This is a genomic window from Microvirga splendida, assembly GCF_016427565.1.
GTDB lineage: Bacteria > Pseudomonadota > Alphaproteobacteria > Rhizobiales > Beijerinckiaceae > Microvirga > Microvirga splendida.
Genome location: NZ_JAELXT010000008.1, coordinates 124,588 through 140,237 on the forward strand (window position 1 = coordinate 124,588; position 15,650 = coordinate 140,237).

Here is a 15,650-nt window from a genome sequence, read left to right on the forward strand (position 1 = left end):
CGAGGGTCTATTCCGGCTGATGGCAGACGACGCAGATCTTGTTGCCGTCGAGGTCGCGAAAGTAGGCGCCGTAATAGTTCGCATGGTAGTGCGGGCGCAGGCCGGGCCTGCCCTCGTCCGTGCCGCCCTGCGCCATGGCGGCGGCATGGCAGGCGTTGACCGCGCTGCGCTTGGGCGAGAGCAACGCGATCATGGCCCCGTTGCCGACGCTCGGGGGCTCCCCATTGAAAGGGCGCGCTACCAGGAACTGTGGCGGCCCGCCAGGCAAACCCCACCCGACGAGCATGTCGTCCGAGTACCGAATTTCATGCCCGAGTGGCGCAAGGACGGCATCGTAGAACGACCGCGCCCGGGCGAGGTCGTTTGCCCCGATGGTCGTATGGGAGTACATGCTGGATCTCATTTCGGAGTCGCTCCTGGGGAAAGCTAGACAGCTTCCCCTGAAGCAGGCAAGGCGTTAATCACAATAGGGTCAAATTCGGGCGTCACATGACGAGCGACCCCGGCATAGGATGCCCAACGGACCGGTTCTGCGATCAGCTTCATGACAAAAATCCCTTTTCTCCGCTCCATCATCGCTCTGACGGCCTTTCTGGCCGCCGGACAGGCGGCGCTTGCCCAGTCCGCGCAGTGCCAGCGCTTCCAAGCGGAGCTGGCTTCCCTGGAGCGCAGCGGCGGCAGCGCGCCGACCGGCCAGATGCGCGCCCAGCGGGCGGAGATCAACCGGCTCATCGCCTATTACCGCAATATCGGCTGCGAGCGCGGTCCTCTCGGCTTCCTGGCCGGCCCCGCCCCGGCCGAGTGCGGCTCCATCGCCACCCAGATCCGCCAGCTCGAGGCCGGCTATGCCCGCCTCGCGGCGCAGGGAGCAGACCAGGGCGAGATCGAAGCCCGGCGCAGGCAGCTTCAGGCTGCGGTCCAGCAGACCTGCTCCACGGAGCCCCGCGGCTTCTTCGAATCGCTGTTCGGCGCCCCGCGCCAGCAACAGCAGCAGCAGGTCATGCCCGAGGGCCAGCCGATCATCGCCGATGACGGGCCACGGTCCCTCGGCGGCGGGCGCCTGATCTGCGTGAAGACCTGCGACGGCTCATTCTTCCCGCTGACCACCCCGCCAGGCGGCGGCCAGAGCGCGAACGAGATGTGCCAGGCCCTCTGCCCCGGCACGGAGACCACGGCTTTCGCCTATCCGGGCGGCGACAACGGCCTCAGCCGGGCAGCCTCGCTCTCCGGCAACCAGCCCTACACCTCGCTGGCGAACGCCTTCAAGTTCCGCAAGACCTTCGACGAGAGCTGCGCCTGCAAGAAGCCGGACGAGAGCTGGGCGGTGGTGCTGCGCAAGGCCGAGAGCATGCTCGAGCAGCGCAAGGGCGACCTGATCGTCACCGCCGAGAAGGCCGAGGAGCTGTCGCGCCCCAAGACGCAGGCCGCCCGCAAGGCCGCCGACAAGAAGGCCGAGGATGAGGCCAAGGAGGCCGCCGAGATCGCCGCCGCCGCGCCGACCGCGAGCAAGGAATCGGCCGGCATCGGGCCGCAATCCATCGACACCGGCACAGTGGTCCTCCAGGGCGAGGGCGCGAAGCGCGAGGTCGCAGCCGGCAACGGACAGAAGAAGACCGTCCGCGTGATCGCCCCCGACGTGATCCCGGTTCCGAACGTCCAGAACTGATCGTTCTGTCCCACGCGCTTCTTGTCATTCCCGGCCGGAGCGCAGCGGAGGGGAAGGGAATCCATAGCACTGCGTGTGCGGGTGGATCCCCTTCCCGGCCTACGGCCGCCGGGGATGACAGCGGCAGTCAGGCACGTCCATTCCACGCCGCGCCCCGTCATGCTATCACCCCGGCATGAAGCTGCTCGATTCTCTTGAGATGCCCCGCCCTGCGGGCGCGGCCGACCCGATCATCACCGTCTCGGGCCTGACCAAGACCTATGCTTCCGGGTTCCAGGCCCTGAAGAAGGTCGACCTGGAGATCCGGAAGGGCGAGATCTTCGCGCTGTTGGGTCCCAACGGCGCCGGCAAGACGACGCTGATCAGCATCGTCTGCGGCATCGTCAATCCGAGCACCGGTACGGTGATCGCAGACGGCCATGACATCATCCGGGATTTCCGGCCCGCCCGCACCAAGATCGGGCTCGTGCCGCAGGAACTCACCACCGATGCCTTCGAGAGCGTCTGGGCGACGGTAAAATTCAGCCGGGGGCTCTTCGGCAAGCCGCCGAACCCGGCCTACCTCGAGAAGATCCTGAAGGACCTCTCTCTGTGGGAGAAGCGCGACAGCAAGATCATGACGCTCTCGGGCGGCATGAAGCGCCGGGTGATGATCGCCAAGGCCCTGTCGCATGAGCCCACAATCCTGTTCCTCGACGAGCCCACCGCCGGCGTCGACGTGGAGCTGCGGCGGGACATGTGGGAGATGGTCCGCCGCCTCAGGGAGAACGGCGTCACCATCATCCTGACCACCCACTATATCGAGGAGGCCGAGGAGATGGCCGACCGGATCGGGGTGATCAACAAGGGCGAGATCGTCCTTGTCGAGGACAAGCATGTTCTGATGCAGAAACTGGGCAAGAAGCAGCTCACCCTGCAGCTTCAGGAACCGCTCGCGAGCCTGCCGCCCGAGCTGCAATCGGAGAACCTCCAGCTTTCCGAGGACGGCGCCGAACTCGTCTACACCTTCGACACGCAAAGCCGGGAGACCGGTATCGCGGGCCTCCTGCGCCGGTTGAGCGAGCACGGCATCGACTTCAAGGACCTGCAGACCTCCGAGTCGTCGCTGGAGGAAATCTTCGTCAGCCTGGTGCGGGGGCGCGCATGAACTTTTATGGAATCAAGGCCATCTATCTCTTCGAGATGGCGCGCACCTGGCGCACGATCATGCAGAGCATCGCCTCGCCGGTGCTGTCGACCTCGCTCTATTTCATCGTGTTCGGCTCGGCCATCGGCTCGCGCATGGCCAGCATCGACGGCGTGAGCTATGGCGCCTTCATCGTGCCGGGCCTGATCATGCTCTCGATCCTCACCGAGAGCATCTCGAACGCCTCCTTCGGCATCTACATGCCGAAGTTCACCGGGACCATCTACGAGGTCCTGTCCGCGCCGATCTCGGCGGTTGAGACCGTGATCGGCTATGTGGGGGCGGCCGCCACCAAGTCGATCATCATCGGCACCATCATCCTGATCACGGCACGGCTCTTCGTGGATTTCTCCATCGAGCATCCCCTGTGGATGATCGCCTTCCTGGTGCTGACCTCCGTCACCTTCAGCCTGTTCGGCTTCATCATCGGCATCTGGGCCGACAGCTTCCAGAAGCTGCAGATCGTGCCCCTGATGATCGTGACGCCGCTGGCCTTTCTCGGCGGCAGCTTCTATTCCATCAACATGCTGCCGCCGTTCTGGCAGAATGTCGCGCTGTTCAACCCGGTGGTCTATCTGGTGAGCGGCTTCCGCTGGAGCTTCTACGGCGTCGCGGATGTGGGCGTAGGCATCAGCCTCGGCATGACCCTGGTCTTCATGCTGATCTGCCTTGCGGCTATCGGGTGGATCTTCAGGACGGGCTACAGGATCAAGGCGTAAGCGGCATCAAGGCACAAGCGGCGGCTTTCACTCGCCTCTCGTCATGGCCGGGCTCGTCCCGGCCATCCACGTCTTTGCGGTGTATGGAAACGTGAATGCCCGCAACAAGTGCGGGCATGACGAGGGGACGAGGTTTGGCCCTAAGCCGCCTGCCCGGCCAACCGTGCCTTCGCGCGCTCCGGCCCGATCAGCGGCAGCAGCGCGGCCAGCTCCGGTCCATGATCGAGCCCGGTCAGCGCCAGACGCAAGGGCATGAACAGCGCCTTGCCCTTCATGCCCGTGGCGGCTTTGACCGCTTCCGTCCAGGTCTTCCAGGTGGTGGCATCCCAAGGGGCCGCAGGCAGGACGCCGGTCGCGGCCTCGATGAAGGCCTTGTCCTCAATATCAGGCGTCACGGGACCGCGCACGATCTTGGCCCACTCCACCGCATCCCGAACCTTCGTCAGGTTGCCGCGAACCGCATTCCAGAAGGCCTCGCCCTCGTCCGCGCCGAGCTGCGCCAGCCGCTCGCGGGCGGCCTCATAGGGCATCTCGTGGATAAGGCGGGCGTTCAGGTGCTCCAGCTCGCTCTCATCGAACTTCGCCGGCGCGCGGGAGATATGCGAGAAATCGATCAGCTTGGCGAGTTCGTTGAGATCCGCCACCGGCCGCACGGCCTCGGCCGAGCCGACCAGCACCGCCAGCGAGGCCACCGCCTGCGGCTCGAGGCCGGCATCGCGCAACCCCTTCACCGATAGGTGGCCGAGGCGCTTGGACAGCCCCTCGCCGCTTGCCGTGATCAGCAGGCTGTGATGCGCGAAGGTGGGAGCAGATGCACCCAGAGCTTCGAAGATCTGGATCTGCACCGCCGTGTTGGTGACGTGGTCCTCGCCCCGGATCACATGGGTGATCTTCAGATCGATGTCGTCCACCACCGATGGCAGGGTATAGAGATAGGTGCCGTCCTCGCGCACCAGCACCGGATCGGACAGCGAGCTGCAATCAACGTGGCAGGGGCCGCGCACGAGGTCGTCCCAGGCGACGTTCGTCGACTCCAGGCGGAAGCGCCAATGGGGCTTGCGGCCCTCGCCTTCGAGCTTGGCACGGTCTTCGTCCGTGAGCTTGAGGGCCGCCCGGTCGTAGATCGGTGGCAGGCCGCGGGCGAGCTGGCGCTTGCGGCGGAATTCCAGTTCTTCCTGGGTCTCGTAGCAGGGATAGAGCCGCCCGGCCGCCTTCAGCCGCTCGGCCGCGGCATCATAGAGATCGAAACGCTCCGACTGGCGCACGACCACGTCGGGCGCGATGCCGAGCCAGTGCAGATCGGCCTCGATGGATTCCGCGTATTCCTGCTTCGACCGCGCCAGATCCGTGTCGTCGAAGCGCAGGATGAAGGTGCCGCCCTCGCGCCGCGCATAGAGCGCGTTGAGCAGGGCGACGCGGGTGTTGCCGATATGAATGTGCCCGGTCGGGGACGGGGCGAAGCGAACGATGGGCTTGGACATGCGCCAACCCTATGGCGAAGGGAGCGAAGGCGCGCAAGGGGCTCGCGCCTTTCAAACCTTACCTTTGAGGGAGACGGAAGACCTTCGTCAGGAAATTCCTCACTTCCGCCTGCGCCGCCTGCGTGGCGGCCTCGTTGTATTGCGAGGACGGCCCGAGCTCCACGCAGGCATCCCTGTAGCTGAACGGCTGGCCCGTCGCCGCATTGATGATCCGCCCGTTCTGTTCACGGCGAAGGCAGTTGCGGGCCGTCTGGGCATCATCAACGGTATTGAGGGCAGGCCCCGCCGTATTGTCGAAGCTGTGGCGAGCGTCGGGATAGACGCTCACAGCCACATCCTGCCCGGCCGCAGCCAGCCGCCCGATGTAGTCCTCGCAGGGCGGTGCCGGGTTCCAGTCGTCGGCCGCCCCATGGAACATGCGGACAGGCCCCGCAACCTCCAGGTCGCTCTCCAACTCGAAGTTGCAGGCGGGATAGAAAGGCAGATAGGCCACGATGGACCCCTTCTGCGGCCCGTGCAGGGCGTGGAAGCGCTTGAGGCTGCCGTAAAGCGTCGCGATGCCGCCCCGCGAGAACCCCATCACCGCGATGCGGGAGGCGTCGATGCGGGGGTCCGCCGCCAGGATTTCGGCGGCCCGATAGGCATCGTAGGATTGGTTGAACTGGCCGACCTTCTCCTGATCGGTCGCGATCTGCTCCAGGCCCCGGCCGGTATAGCTGTCGATACGCAGGGTCGCGATGCCCATCCCGTTCAGAAAACGCACCCAGTTCGAGATGCCGGGGTTCCTGTAGCCGCCCGACCCGTGCAGGAGGATGACGGAAGGAACAGGAGCCTGTACGGCCGGGAGCTGAAGCGTGCCCGTGAGCGTTACCGCCTGGCCTGATGCCGTCTCACCCTGCAGGAACGCGTCGTCGCTGAGCGACAGGGACGGGATCGGGAGGGTCTCCTCGGGAGGCGCGGACGGCTGGCCGATGGCCGGTGCAACGCCGACGAGGAGGCCGAACAGGATTGGCAGCAGCGCAAATGACGGCTTCATGATCCTGGCTCCAGAACGGATGTCAAAGATCGCCTGCCCCTTTCCCGACGATGCACGCAAACCGGCGCACAGTAAAGGTTGTGCGCCCGTCCCTCGGCAGAGGTCTATACGTCCATCGACCCAACGCGCGGCTTGCCCATGGCGCGCTCCAGGGCTTCGTCCTTCTGGTGGGCCGCCAGTCCCTGATCGCGGTAGCGGTTGACGATGGGATAGCGGCGGTCGCGGCCGAAGTTCCGGCGCGTGACCTTCACGCCTGGAGCCGCCTGCCGGCGCTTGTATTCGGCGATGTAGAGCAGGCGCTCCACCTTTTTCACCACCTCCAGGTCATAGCCCTTCGCCACGATCTCCGAGACCCGCAATTCCTGCTCGACGAGCCCGCGCAGGATCTCGTCGAGATCCTCGTATGGCGGCAGCGAATCCTGATCCTTCTGGTTCTCGCGCAGCTCAGCGGTCGGCGCCTTGGTGAGGATGTTCTCGGGGATGACGATCCCGTCAGGCCCCAGCGCGCCCTTGGGCTTCCAGCGGTTGCGCAGGGCCGACAGGCGGTAGACCTCCATCTTGTAGAGGTCCTTGATCGGGTTGAAGCCGCCGTTCATGTCGCCGTAGATCGTGGCGTAGCCGACCGACATCTCCGACTTGTTGCCCGTGGTCAGCACCATGGACCCGAACTTGTTCGAGATCGCCATCAGGATCGTGCCGCGGGCGCGGCTCTGGAGGTTCTCCTCCGTGATGTCCCGCTCCCGCCCGGCGAACAGGGGCTGCAACGCGGCCTCGAAGCCCTCCACGGGCTCGGCGATCGGCAGGGTGTCGTAGCGCACTCCCAGCGCCTTGGCGCATTCCTCGGCATCCTTCAAGGATTCGCCGGAGGTGTAGCGGTAAGGCAGCATCACGCAATGCACCCGCTCCGCCCCCAGCGCATCCACCGCCATGGCGGCGCAGATGGCGGAATCGATGCCGCCGGACAGCCCGAGCACCACGCCGGGGAATCGGTTCTTCTCCACGTAGTCGCGAAGACCCAGAACGCATGCGGCGTAATCGGCCTCCTCGCCCTCCTCCACTGTGACGACCGGTGCATCCCGGCAGACCCAGCCCTCCTCGCCCTTCTCCCAGGTGGTGAGTGCGATGGTCTCCTCATAGGCCGGCAGGTGGCAGGCGAGCGAGCAATCCGCGTTGAGCACGAAGGAGGCGCCGTCGAAGACGAGTTCGTCCTGGCCGCCGACCTGGTTGAGGTAGATCAGCGGCAGGCCAGTCTCGGTCACCCGGGCGGCCGCGATGTTGAACCGCTCCTCGGTCTTGCCGCGCCAATAGGGCGAACCGTTGGGCACGAGCAGCATCTCGGCCCCGGTCTCGGCAAGGCACTCGACCACATCGCCGGTCCAGATGTCTTCGCAGATCGGGAGGCCGAGCCTGATGCCGCGGAAATTCACCGGCCCCGGCAGGGGTCCGGCCTCGAAATTGCGCTTCTCGTCGAAGACGCCGTAATTGGGCAGGTCGACCTTGAAGCGCACGGAGACCGCGCCGCCGTCGAGGAGCGCATAGGCATTGTAGAGGAGCCCTTCCTCCCTCCACGGCAGGCCGATGAGCAGGCCGGGCCCGCCATCCGCCGTCTCGCGGGCGAGCCGTTCGAGCGCGGCCCGGCAGGTATCCTGAAAGGCGGGCTTCAGCACGAGGTCCTCGGCGGGATAGCCCGCGAGGAACTGCTCGGCGAACATCACGATATCGGCTCCCATCCGGGCTGCCTCGGCGCGGGCTTGTCGCGCCTTCTCTTCGTTCCCGGCCACATCGCCGACGATGGGGTTGAGCTGCGCGAGCGCGATCTTGAGAATGTTCTGAGCCATGGCACCTGCAGATTTAGCGCGGGGTCGGGTGCGCAGCAATGCAAAGGGTAAGCTTTCCCACCAGAGTTGAGCCCCGGTGGAGCAGCCCTGATCTGCCCCTGATTTCCAAGCTCGATTGGAGCCGCCACGGCGGGTTCATCGGGCTTGTGCAGAGTTCAAGCATAGAGGGAACCCGTTACAGCCCAGTTCGTTGTTCCAACACGAAATTACCTGGGAGACTGACATGTTGAAAGGCGGCTTGCTTTGGCTCATCGGCATTCCCCTGCCGATCATCCTGATCCTTTTCTTCATGGGGTGGCTGAGCTGAGTTCGAATACCAGTAGAGTTGCGTATGCGTAAATGAAAAAGGGGCGCCGGAAGCGCCCCTTTTTCTTGAACCTTTCAGTTGTTCATTCCGCCGCCAGGGCGGCCGGTTGTTCCCTTGACTGGCGCTCGCGCTTGATGAGCTCCGAGGTCAGGAAGGCGATCTCCAGCGCCTGCTCGGCGTTGAGGCGCGGGTCGCAATAGGTGTGGTAGCGGTCGCGCAGGTCCGCATCCGTGAGCGCGCGGGCGCCGCCGGTGCATTCCGTCACGTTCTTGCCGGTCATCTCCAGGTGGATGCCGCCCGCATGCGTCCCTTCCGCCTGATGGATGGCAAAGAAGTCCTGCACCTCGCTCATCACCTGCTCGAACGGCCGGGTCTTATAGCCCGACCCCGCCTTGATGGTGTTGCCGTGCATGGGATCGCAGGACCACACCACCGTGCGCCCTTCCCGCTCGACCGCGCGGATCAGGCCCGGCAGATGATCGCCGACCTTGCCTGCGCCGAAGCGGCAGATCAGGGTCAGGCGGCCCGCCTCGTCCTCCGGGTTGAGGGCATCGATAAGCCTGAGCAGCCCGTCGGCCGAGAGCGACGGGCCGCATTTGAGGCCGATCGGGTTCCTGATGCCGCGCATGTATTCGATATGGGCGTGGTCCGGCTGGCGGGTGCGGTCGCCGATCCAGAGCATGTGGCCCGAGGTGGCGTACCAGTCGCCGGTCGTGGAATCGACCCGGGTCATGGCCTCCTCGTAGCCGAGCAGCAGCGCCTCGTGGCTCGTGTAGAAATCCGTCGAGCGCATCTCGGGATGAGTCTCGGGATCGATCCCGATGGCCCGCATGAAGTTGATGCTCTCGGTGATGCGCTCGGCCAGCTCGCTGTAGCGCGAGGATTGCGGCGAATCCTTCACGAAGCCCAGCATCCAGCGATGGGCATTCTCGAGATTGGCATAGCCGCCGGTCGCAAAGGCGCGGATCAGGTTGAGCGTCGCGGCCGACTGGCGGTAGGCCATGAGCTGGCGGCGCGGATCGGGCGTGCGGGCGTCCGGCGTGAAGGCGATGTCGCTGATGATGTCGCCGCGATAGCTCGGCAGCTCGACGCCGTCGATGGTCTCGGTCGAGGCCGAACGCGGCTTGGCGAACTGGCCGGCCACGCGGCCGACCTTCACCACGGGCGAGCCGCCCGCATAGGTGAGCACCACGGCCATCTGCAGGAACAGGCGGAAGAAATCGCGGATGTTGTCAGCCGAATGCTCGGCGAAGCTCTCGGCGCAGTCGCCGCCTTGGAGCAGGAAGGCCTCGCCCTTGGCGACCTTGGCCAGGGTCTTCTTCAGCTTGCGGGCTTCGCCGGCAAAGACGAGCGGGGGAAAGCCGGCGAGCTGCTGCTCGACGCTCTCAAGCGCCTCAAGGTCCGGATAGGCCGGAACCTGCTGGATCGGCTTGTTTCTCCAGCTGTCGGGCGTCCAACGCTCGGTCATGACACTTACCCCCGTGTCCTTTCTTCAATGCTCATCGTGCACCGCAACAAGCGGCATGAAACGGCACCTATACACGACACAAACAAAAAGGCGAGTGCCGAAAGGCCGCGCGGGATGCGCCCGGCACAAGGGAGGTGCCTCAGAAGGAATTTGCGTCTTTCGCTTCATTGGTCTCGAAAAGCGGCTTCGCTGCGTCGAATAGGTCTCTGGGCAGCATGCGCAAGTCGTTGGCCTCAAAAGGAAGGTGTTGCAGGTAACGCCCGACGATCTGCGCGACGGCTCTCGCCTGAGCGGCATCGCGACGCCGCTTCGTCGGATCCCGGTCGGGCTGCCCCGACAGCCAGAGCTTGTAAGCGGCAAAGACCCTCGGATCGCTCGCCACGATCCGGACAGGCCCGCCTTTTTCATCGATCGCAATGGCCTCGAAAGGCGGTGCACTCTCGTGCCATGCCAGCCCATCGATCGGCACAGCGGTGAGGTCATCCTCCACACATCCAACCTGCACTCTCTCGTTCTGCCAGGGTGGATTGCGTTGAGGCTTGATCAGGTCGACGACATAGCCCTCCCGGTTGACGGCGCGGAACGTTTCGCTGGTCCGCTCGAAGGATTTGTCGACCTTCCGCAAGAGGCCGATCAGGGCCGGCTCAGCCACGTCATCGCTCGTGACGATCCTGAGAGACAGTCTCGCGTCGAGGAGCAGGTCGATATCGAGCGTCGTCGTGATGTCAGGATCAACCATGACACCGGCAACGGCTTCGTAGGCATAGACGGCATTCGTGCCGACGATGCGGATGCCGTTGCCGAGCAGACCGGCTTCATCGAGGGCCCGGATCACCCTGGCGCCCATCAGCGGAACGCGCCCGAGCCTGACGGCCCTGTTGATCGCCGCCTGCCGGACCATGACCTCGCGCATGGACTTGAGGCGCTCGACAGCCTCCTGGCGCCCCTGCTCCCAATCAGCCTTGATCTTCTCCGTCTCGGGACTGCGCCTTCCTTCCGATTTCTGGCGTCGGTTCCCCGAGGCATCGTAGTAGCTGCGGACCAGGTACTGCTCGCCCTTGACCTCTTGCCAGACAAGAGAGCCACGGTAGCTCTCCGCCCGTAGCTTCGCCTCATACCAAGACGCATAGCGCTGGTCCGAGTTAACCTTCTCTCGCCTCTGGTCGTTATTAAGCTCTTGAAAAGTCACTGTTTCAACACTTGACATTCATCTGCCACCAACCTGTTGAAATTGAACTTACTGACTCTAGGGTCAGGTTTCAACAGTAAGGCGATAAAAGCATCAATGATGTTGAAACGAGATTATCCCACCGCCTCGGGCTTCTTCACCACCACCGGGGTACGCATGGTCACCAACTCCTCCGCTGCCGTAGGGTGAACCGCCACGGTGCGGTCGAAATCGGCCTTGGTGGCGCCCATGGTCACGGCGATGCCCGCGAGCTGGATCATCTCGCCTGCGTCGTGCCCCATGATGTGGACGCCCACGACCTTGTCGGTGGCCTTGTCGACGATGAGCTTCATGAAGACCCGGTCCTTGCCGCCCGAAAGGGTCGCCTTCATGGGACGGAAGGCGGTCTTGTAGACGTCGATGTCGCCGTAGATCGCCCGGGCCGCGGCCTCGCCGCAGCCGATAACGCCGATCTCAGGGGTCGAGAACACGGCGGTCGGGATCAGGTCGTGATCGACGATGGTGGGCTTGTTGCCGAACACCGTATCGGCGAAGGCATGGCCCTCGCGGATGGCGATGGGGGTGAGGTTCGCCCGGTTGGTGACGTCGCCCACGGCGTAGATCGACGGAATGAGGGTCTGGGAATAGGCATCCACCGGGATCGCCCCGACCTCGTCGAGAGTGATCCCCGCCTTCTCCAGCCCGAGCCCCTGGGTGTTGGGCCGCCGCCCGGTGGCGACGAGAACCTGATCGACCGTCAGGACCGACCCATCGGACAAGGTCGCGGCGATGCCGCCGGATGTCTTCTCCAGGCTCGTGAGGGTCCGGCCCAGGGCCAGGTTGACGCCGCGCTGCACATAGGCCTCCCCTAAGGCCGCGCGGACATCGTCGTCGAAGCCGCGCAGGAGCATGTCGCCCCGGTGCAGGAGCGTGACCTGGCTGCCGAGGCCCGCAAAAACACCCGCGAATTCAACCGCGATATAGCCGCCGCCGACCACCAGGACGCGCTTCGGCTGGGTCTCGAGGTGGAAGACCTCGTTGGACGTGATGCCGAGCTCGCCGCCGGGAATGACGGGCTCCAGGGTGGGATGGGCGCCCACCGCCACGAGGATGGTGCGGGCGCGGATCCGCGCCCCGGTCTTGAGCACGTGGACCGTATGCGCATCCTCGATCACGGCGCGGCTGTCGACGATCTCGACGCCGGCCTTGTCGAGATTGGTCCGGTAGATGCCCTCGAGCCGGTCGATCTCCCGGTCCTTGTTGCGGATCAGGGTGGCCCAGTCGAAGCGGGTCTCGCCCACGCTCCAGCCGAAGCCTTGCGCCTCGTGGAACTCCTCGGCGAAGCGGCTGGCATAGACCATCAGCTTCTTGGGCACGCAGCCGCGGATCACGCAGGTGCCGCCGACCCGGTACTCCTCCGCCAGCATGACCTTCGCGCCGTAGCCGGCGGCGATCCGGGCCGCGCGCACGCCGCCCGATCCGCCGCCGATGACGAAGAGGTCCACATCGAATGAGCTCATGGCGCGGTCTCCGCTCGAATCCTGTTCAGACAGTTCATATAGGGACAGTTTCGGGTGATGTCGCCCGCCAGCCCTGCTTCAGGCACATGGCTGCCCGCCCTGTCGTGATGCTCTTACGTCAGGGTTCAACAGCGATAAAGGAGCAAGCGCTTGCCGCTCCCTGGTTCCGTCTCTAGGTTCTGCCCCAGGACGCTCTCACTTTACGGAAGCGTCGATGGAGGAAACCACATGACCCAGTTTCGCAAAGGGCTCTGGCGCAGCGCACTCGCTGCCGCGGCCGTAGCCGGATTCGTCACCTCGGCAGCCGCCCAGATGGAGCTCAAGATCATGGCTCCGGCTGCGCCTGGCGGCGGCTGGGACCAGACCGCCCGCTCCATGCAGCAGGCCCTGACCCAGGCCGGCATCGCCAAGAGCGTGCAGGTCACCAACGTGCCCGGCGCCGGCGGCTCCATCGGCATCGCCCAGCTCGTCAACAACTCCAAGGGCGACGGCAACCAGCTCATGGTGATGGGCTACGTCATGGTGGGCGCGCTTCTCACCAACAAGTCGCCGATCACCCTCGACCAGACCACGCCCATCGCCCGCCTGACGGCGGAATACGAGGCCATCGTCGTGCCGGCCGATTCCCCGATCAAGACCGCCAAGGAACTGGCGGACGCCCTGAAGGCCGACCCGGCCAAGGTGACCTGGGCCGGCGGCTCCGCCGGCGGCGTCGACCACATCGCAGCAGCCCTCTTCGCCAAGGCTGCAGGCGCCGACCCGACCAAGATCAACTACATTCCCTTCTCCGGCGGCGGTGAGGCCCTCGCGGCGATCCTCGGCGGCAAGGTCACGGCCGGCATTTCCGGCTACGGCGAGTTCGAAAGCCAGATCAAGGCCGGCAAGCTGCGCCTCCTCGGCCTGACGACGCCCGCCAACCAGGGCACCGCCGACAAGCCTTCCATCCAGGCTCAGGGCATCGATATCGACATTGCCAACTGGCGCGCCGTCGTGGCTCCTCCGGGCATCTCCGCCGACCAGAAGAAGGCCCTCGTGGACGCCATGGACGAGATGGCCAAATCCGCCGAGTGGCAGGCGATCCTCAAGCAGAAGGGCTGGGAGGATTCTTATGTATCCGGCGATGCCTTCGCCAAGATCCTGCAGCAGGAGCAGGCCCGCACCAAGGAAATCCTGGCCTCGGTCGGGCTGGTGAAGTCCTAAGCTCAAGCCTAGAATGATCTCCGGAGCGCCGCGTTCATGAAGCGCGGCGCTTCTTTTTTGCAGGAATTGCCATGGCCTCATCTCCCCAGCGGCGCATCGACGTGGCGGGCCTCGTCATCGCCCTCATCCTTCTCGTCCTGGCCGGAATCGTCTGGTGGGACATGACGAAGCTTCAGATCCTGTCCCCCTACGATCTTGGACCGAAGGTCATGCCCGTGATCGTCTCGGGCGGCCTCACGCTGCTTGCCATCGGCAACGCCATCGGGGCCCTGCGCGGCACCCTGCCAGACCGTGACAGCCTGGACTGGAAGCCGATCATCCTGATCCTCGGGGGGCTTGCCTGCCTGATCGCCCTGATCGCCTTCGGCGGCGGCTTCATGATCGGCACGGCCCTGCTGTTCGCGGCGACGTCCACGGCCTTCGGACGCCGGGCCTTCGTGACGGACTTCATCATCGGCGCGGTCATTGCGGTGTTCATCTACCTGCTCTTCGCCAAGCTCCTCACCCTGTCCCTCCCGGCAGGGCCGCTCGAGAATCTGTTCTGAGGCCCTGCCATGGAAGCTTTCGTCTCCCTCGCGAACGGCCTTGCCGTCGCCATCCAGCCGGCGAACCTGCTGTTCGCCCTCATCGGCGTTCTTCTGGGCACCGCCGTCGGCGTGCTGCCCGGCATCGGTCCGGCTCTCACCGTGGCGCTCCTCCTGCCGATCACCTTCAAGCTCGATCCGGCGGGATCGATCATCATGTTCGCCGGTATCTATTACGGTGGCATGTATGGCGGCTCGACCACGGCGATCCTCATCAACACGCCGGGCGAAAGCGCCTCCATGGCCACCGCCCTCGAAGGCAACCTCATGGCCAAGGCCGGCCGCGGCGGCCCGGCGCTCGCCACCTCGGCCATCGGCTCCTTCGTGGCCGGCACTATCGCGACGCTCGGCCTCACGCTGCTGGCCCCGTACCTGGTGGAAATCGCCGTCAGCTTCGGGCCCGAGGACTACTTCGCCCTGATGGTCGTGGCCTTCGTCACCGTCTCGGCCACCTTCGGCGATTCGCCTGTGCGCGGCCTCACCAGCCTCTTCATCGGACTGCTGCTCGGGCTGGTCGGCATCGACATCCTGTCCGGACAATCCAGGCTGAGCTTCGGCGTGCCCGAGCTCTACGACAACATCGAGGTCACGACCCTGGCGGTCGGCCTCTTCGCCGTGGGCGAGGCGCTCTATGTCGCCTCCCGCCGCCATGTCCACGAGGAGAAGCTCGAGGCCGTGCGCGGCTCGCTCTGGATGACCAAGGAGGACTGGAAGCGCTCCTGGAAGCCCTGGCTCCGCGGCACCATGTTCGGCTTCCCCATCGGGGCTCTCCCGGCCGGCGGCGCGGAGATCCCGACCTTCCTGTCCTACGCCACGGAGAGGCGCCTGACGAAGCATCCCGAGGACTTTGGCAAGGGCGCCATCGAGGGCGTTGCCGGACCGGAGGCCGCCAACAATGCCTCGGCGGCCGGAACGCTCGTGCCCCTGCTCACCCTTGGGCTCCCGACATCCGCCACGGCCGCCATGCTGCTCGCCGGCTTCCAGCAATACGGCCTCAATCCGGGCCCCCTGCTGTTCGCCGATCAGCCGAACCTGGTCTGGGGCCTCATCGCCAGCCTGTTCATCGCGAACGCCATGCTGCTCGTGCTGAACCTGCCGCTCGTCGGCCTTTGGGTGCGGCTCCTGGCGATCCCTCAGCCGTGGCTCTATGCCGGCATCCTGGTCTTCGCCACCATGGGGACGATTGCGGCCAATCCGTCGCCGGTCGAGCTCATCATGCTCACGGTCTTCGGCGTGCTCGGCTTCCTGATGCGGCGCTTCGACTTCCCGATCGCGCCGGTCGTGGTCGGCCTGATCCTCGGCCCCATCGCCGAAAGCCAGCTGCGCCGGGCGCTCTCGATCAGCCTCGGCGACCCGATGACGCTGCTGCAGAGCCCGATCTCGGCGACGCTCCTCGCCATCGCATTGATCGCCCTCGTCCTGCCCTTCTTCCTCAACGGGATGGGGCGCTTCAAGGCCGTGGAGGATTAAGACTCCG

13 protein-coding genes are annotated in these 15,650 nt (G+C 65.3%); 6 read left to right on the forward strand and 7 right to left on the reverse strand.

All coding sequences use genetic code 11. The features are described 5' to 3' along the window. Positions 1-7: 7 nt before the first annotated feature. A complete protein-coding gene (locus tag JAO75_RS10640; RefSeq protein WP_199049003.1) occupies positions 8-391 on the reverse strand; it encodes a VOC family protein in 384 nt (127 codons plus the stop codon). Positions 392-544: 153 nt separating this feature from the next. Here JAO75_RS10640 and JAO75_RS10645 point away from each other — a divergent pair, with 153 nt between their 5' ends. The 3 genes from JAO75_RS10645 (at position 545) to JAO75_RS10655 (ending at position 3,571) form a co-directional block, all read left to right on the forward strand. Next, positions 545-1,666, forward strand: a complete 1,122-nt coding sequence (locus JAO75_RS10645; protein ID WP_199049005.1) for a DUF2865 domain-containing protein — start codon at positions 545-547, stop codon at positions 1,664-1,666. Between the two features lie 175 nt (positions 1,667-1,841). Continuing rightward, positions 1,842-2,813, forward strand: coding sequence for an ABC transporter ATP-binding protein (locus tag JAO75_RS10650; protein ID WP_199049007.1), 972 nt, complete (start codon positions 1,842-1,844; stop codon positions 2,811-2,813). Further along, the gene (locus JAO75_RS10655) at positions 2,810-3,571 is read left to right on the forward strand and encodes an ABC transporter permease (RefSeq protein ID WP_199049009.1); all 762 of its coding nucleotides are present in this window, start codon (positions 2,810-2,812) and stop codon (positions 3,569-3,571) included. The genes JAO75_RS10650 and JAO75_RS10655 overlap by 4 nt, the downstream gene beginning before the upstream one ends. A gap of 140 nt (positions 3,572-3,711) precedes the next feature. Here JAO75_RS10655 and gltX read toward each other — a convergent pair whose 3' ends face one another. The 6 genes from gltX to gor form a co-directional block, all read right to left on the reverse strand. After that, positions 3,712-5,052 carry a glutamate--tRNA ligase gene (gene gltX / locus JAO75_RS10660; RefSeq protein WP_199049011.1) on the reverse strand — a complete coding sequence of 447 codons (1,341 nt, stop codon included), beginning with the start codon at positions 5,050-5,052 and terminating at the stop codon, positions 3,712-3,714. A gap of 58 nt (positions 5,053-5,110) precedes the next feature. Beyond that, the gene (locus tag JAO75_RS10665; protein ID WP_199049013.1) at positions 5,111-6,088 is read right to left on the reverse strand and encodes a dienelactone hydrolase family protein; all 978 of its coding nucleotides are present in this window, start codon (positions 6,086-6,088) and stop codon (positions 5,111-5,113) included. Between the two features lie 104 nt (positions 6,089-6,192). Then, a complete protein-coding gene (locus JAO75_RS10670) occupies positions 6,193-7,926 on the reverse strand; it encodes an NAD+ synthase (protein WP_199049015.1) in 1,734 nt (577 codons plus the stop codon). Positions 7,927-8,315: 389 nt separating this feature from the next. Then, positions 8,316-9,701, reverse strand: coding sequence for a class II 3-deoxy-7-phosphoheptulonate synthase (locus JAO75_RS10675; RefSeq protein ID WP_199049017.1), 1,386 nt, complete (start codon positions 9,699-9,701; stop codon positions 8,316-8,318). Between the two features lie 139 nt (positions 9,702-9,840). Then, positions 9,841-10,890: a GSU2403 family nucleotidyltransferase fold protein gene (locus tag JAO75_RS10680; protein ID WP_343234592.1), complete on the reverse strand. Its 1,050-nt coding sequence runs from the start codon at positions 10,888-10,890 to the stop codon at positions 9,841-9,843. A gap of 113 nt (positions 10,891-11,003) precedes the next feature. Continuing rightward, on the reverse strand, positions 11,004-12,389 hold the full coding sequence (gene gor / locus JAO75_RS10685; RefSeq protein WP_199049021.1) for a glutathione-disulfide reductase: 1,386 nt from the start codon (positions 12,387-12,389) through the stop codon (positions 11,004-11,006). A gap of 228 nt (positions 12,390-12,617) precedes the next feature. Here gor and JAO75_RS10690 point away from each other — a divergent pair, with 228 nt between their 5' ends. From JAO75_RS10690 to JAO75_RS10700, 3 genes are all read left to right on the forward strand, one after another. Then, positions 12,618-13,589 carry a Bug family tripartite tricarboxylate transporter substrate binding protein gene (locus tag JAO75_RS10690; protein WP_199049023.1) on the forward strand — a complete coding sequence of 324 codons (972 nt, stop codon included), beginning with the start codon at positions 12,618-12,620 and terminating at the stop codon, positions 13,587-13,589. Positions 13,590-13,660: 71 nt separating this feature from the next. Then, entirely contained in the window at positions 13,661-14,134 is a 474-nt protein-coding gene (locus JAO75_RS10695) for a tripartite tricarboxylate transporter TctB family protein (RefSeq protein ID WP_199049025.1), read from the forward strand. A gap of 9 nt (positions 14,135-14,143) precedes the next feature. Further along, the gene (locus JAO75_RS10700) at positions 14,144-15,643 is read left to right on the forward strand and encodes a tripartite tricarboxylate transporter permease (RefSeq protein WP_199049027.1); all 1,500 of its coding nucleotides are present in this window, start codon (positions 14,144-14,146) and stop codon (positions 15,641-15,643) included. Positions 15,644-15,650 lie beyond the last annotated feature (7 nt).

Coding starts and splice junctions, on each gene's coding strand:
- JAO75_RS10640 (WP_199049003.1), bottom strand. CDS start 391: ATGTACTCCCATACGACCATCGGGGCAAACGACCTCGCCCGGGCGCGG.
- JAO75_RS10645 (WP_199049005.1), top strand. CDS start 545: ATGACAAAAATCCCTTTTCTCCGCTCCATCATCGCTCTGACGGCCTTT.
- JAO75_RS10650 (WP_199049007.1), top strand. CDS start 1,842: ATGAAGCTGCTCGATTCTCTTGAGATGCCCCGCCCTGCGGGCGCGGCC.
- JAO75_RS10655 (WP_199049009.1), top strand. CDS start 2,810: ATGAACTTTTATGGAATCAAGGCCATCTATCTCTTCGAGATGGCGCGC.
- gltX (WP_199049011.1), bottom strand. CDS start 5,052: ATGTCCAAGCCCATCGTTCGCTTCGCCCCGTCCCCGACCGGGCACATT.
- JAO75_RS10665 (WP_199049013.1), bottom strand. CDS start 6,088: ATGAAGCCGTCATTTGCGCTGCTGCCAATCCTGTTCGGCCTCCTCGTC.
- JAO75_RS10670 (WP_199049015.1), bottom strand. CDS start 7,926: ATGGCTCAGAACATTCTCAAGATCGCGCTCGCGCAGCTCAACCCCATC.
- JAO75_RS10675 (WP_199049017.1), bottom strand. CDS start 9,701: ATGACCGAGCGTTGGACGCCCGACAGCTGGAGAAACAAGCCGATCCAG.
- gor (WP_199049021.1), bottom strand. CDS start 12,389: ATGAGCTCATTCGATGTGGACCTCTTCGTCATCGGCGGCGGATCGGGC.
- JAO75_RS10690 (WP_199049023.1), top strand. CDS start 12,618: ATGACCCAGTTTCGCAAAGGGCTCTGGCGCAGCGCACTCGCTGCCGCG.
- JAO75_RS10695 (WP_199049025.1), top strand. CDS start 13,661: ATGGCCTCATCTCCCCAGCGGCGCATCGACGTGGCGGGCCTCGTCATC.
- JAO75_RS10700 (WP_199049027.1), top strand. CDS start 14,144: ATGGAAGCTTTCGTCTCCCTCGCGAACGGCCTTGCCGTCGCCATCCAG.